General features: G+C 32.4%; 1 protein-coding gene. It reads left to right on the top strand.

What is annotated here, in order from left to right:
* The coding region (locus QT76_RS07740) for an Eco57I restriction-modification methylase domain-containing protein (RefSeq protein WP_229306591.1) at positions 1-1828 on the top strand (1828 nt) is incomplete at its 5' end.
* Between the last annotated feature and the right edge of the window lie 49 nt (positions 1829-1877).

The raw sequence follows: 1877 nt of genomic DNA on the forward strand, positions 1-1877 counted from the left end.
AAACTTTTTTGAAAGCATAGAGCAGGGGAAATTCTTTAAAAAAATGGGTATTATCAATTTAACTGATAATGACTTTTTTGCATGGTATATTAAAGAAGAATTCACTACCCCATTGAAAAACGCTCTACAAAAACTACTTTTCAAAGTTTGCGCTTATGAAGATATAGAATTTCTTAACCACCAATCCATGTTAGATCTATTTAAAGAACTCTATCTTAACTTCATTCCTAAAGTTGTTAGGCATAGTTTTGGGGAATATTACACGCCCTATTATTTGGCTGAACGAACCTTGATGTGCGCCATTAAAGGTAAAGACAATTTACAAAACAAAAGCTTCATTGATCCTAATTGTGGGAGTGGGACTTTCTTGTGTGCCTTTATTAACTACAAACACAGAAATTTAGAAAAAAAAATAGACTTTAAAACAATGACACAAGGTATTGTAGGTATTGATATTAACCCTATAGCTGTGTTAATGGCTAGAGCTAATATGCTCATTTTTGGGTTAAAGCATTGCCATTTTGATTTGAATGTTGCCTATGAAATTCCTATCTATTTAGCAGATAGTTTGTATGTTCCTCAAACAGTAATGATTGATCATACAGAATGCCTGTATTACAAGCTTTACACAGCAGGTTTGCAACAAGTTTTTGATACGAGCTTCATAGAAATCACTTTACCCAAAAAACTTGTTTTAAAGCCTGATTTTTTAGAAATTATCAATCATGTAGAAAAGGCGCTTATCAACCTAGACAAACAAAGGGCTTTAGAAATATTAGAAGAAGAAAGTGCCGATATTTTAAAAAGCAAAGCTTTAAACGAAAAAGTCTCACAAAGCCTTGATAACTTAATCGCATTTGAAAAAAAAGGACTCAATTCTATATGGCTTAAGATTTTTTCTAGTTATTTCAAGGTGGCTATCTATGACAAATTTGATTTTATTGTGGGGAATCCTGCATGGGTGCAATGGAGCGTGTTGCCTGAAACTTACAGAAAAAATGTCAAAGAAAACATAAGGCTTAATGGGTTGTTTTCTAGAGACAAAAATGTAGGGGGAAACAATCTCAATATTTGCGCCTTAATTGCTAATAAAAGCATAGAGAGATGGCTCAAAGATGATGGGGCGTTTTGTTTTTTAATGCCCAAGTCTATTCTTTTCAACAAGTCTTTTGAGGGGTTTAGGGATTTAAGGATTAATTTATTTGAACAAGTTTATTTCAATGAAATTTTAGATTTTTCTAAAGGAGGCGAAATATTTGAGGGTGTAGGGCTAGATTTTTGCGCATTTAAAATCACTAAACAGCCTTTAAAAAATAAAGACATAGTGCCATTGTTAGAATACGAACGACTGCCTAATCAATATAATCTTAACGCCAATTTAGAATGGGATAAAGTCAAAGAAAGTTTTAGGTGCCATGAAAATTATGCGCTAGCTTTAAACACAGAAGTGAATAACAATTTTTTGATTACTAGCAGTTTGCAAAGGGCTGAATTTTTAAAAACCAAATTAGGTATGTGCGAATACACCTTTAGAAAAGGCGTGAGTGTTCATTATCTCATGCGTTTAGAATTTGTAGATTTTTTTAAAGATAACTTTAGTCGTGGAGTATTCCACCCTTACACTAAAGTTAATAATCGTTTGAGGGTGGACACTTCTAAAAAAATCATTTTAGAATTAGACTTCATCAAACCTTTCATTAGCGCTCCCATGTTAGAAGAACAAGCGGTGAAATGGACTAATTCTTATGTTATTTTTCCTTATCTCTATAATCAAAAACAACCATTAAAACCAAGTGAGTTGAAAAAAATTAGCTCCTTTCACCTATAAGTATTTATGCGATATAGATGAACACCTTAATAAGGGGAGCGATTTTAAT

The sequence above is a fragment of the Helicobacter pylori SA37A genome, from assembly GCF_000476015.1.
In the GTDB taxonomy this organism is placed as follows: domain Bacteria; phylum Campylobacterota; class Campylobacteria; order Campylobacterales; family Helicobacteraceae; genus Helicobacter; species Helicobacter pylori_DB.